A 791-nucleotide genomic window follows, 5' to 3' on the forward strand; every position below is an offset into this window, starting at 1 on the left:
GGATATCAGCCATGATCCGGTGAATACGTTCCCGGGCCTTGTACACACCGCCCGTCAAGCCATGGAAGCTGGGGGTGCCTGAAGTCGGTGACCGCAAGGAGCTGCCTAGGGTAAAACTGGTAACTAGGGCTAAGTCGTAACAAGGTAGCCGTACCGGAAGGTGCGGCTGGAACACCTCCTTTCTAGAGCCTTAGTGTTAGTTGAAAGACACGCTGAGGAAAGAAGACGAAAAGGACTATTTGGTTTCAAGACCGAAGATTATATTACTCTTGCTGTTAATTTAAAAAAACATGCGTAAAATAAAAAAAGCGCAAAATAAGAATGAAGAGTGTCTCGTAGCTCAGCTGGTTAGAGTACTACACTGATAATGTAGGGGTCGACAGTTCGAGTCTGTCCGAGACAACAAAATAAYTATCAATTATTAATTGTTAATTATAAATTGAAAGACGTTCATAGAAAACAGATTGAAAGGAAATTCTAGGGTTGAAAGATTACGAATTACAACAATTCATAATTCATAATTCACAATTCATAATTAAAAAAGATTGGGGGATTAGCTCAGCTGGCTAGAGCGCCTGCCTTGCACGCAGGAGGTCAACGGTTCGACTCCGTTATTCTCCACAAGATGCTGAAATAAATTCAGCATAAAAGTTCATTGACATATTGAGATAAGAAATAATAAAAAGTAGAAAGCAGATTTTCTAATTTATTGGAAAATCGAAAAAAAACGGTCATTCTTAACTGAATGATTGGTACAATAAGCAAAATAAGGGCGTATGGGGGATGCCTAG

2 tRNA genes and 1 rRNA gene are annotated in these 791 nt (G+C 39.9%); all 3 read left to right on the plus strand.

The annotated features are described in order from the left end of the window. Positions 1–182 (plus strand): 16S ribosomal RNA (locus AC1DY0_RS19070); the annotation flags it as partial. 147 nt (positions 183–329) lie between these two features. Next, positions 330–403 (plus strand) — tRNA-Ile (locus AC1DY0_RS19075). Positions 404–547: 144 nt separating this feature from the next. Beyond that, positions 548–621, plus strand: a tRNA-Ala gene (locus AC1DY0_RS19080). Positions 622–791: the final 170 nt, after the last annotated feature.

The sequence above is a fragment of the Flavobacterium sp. P1_E4 genome (genome assembly GCF_056405915.1).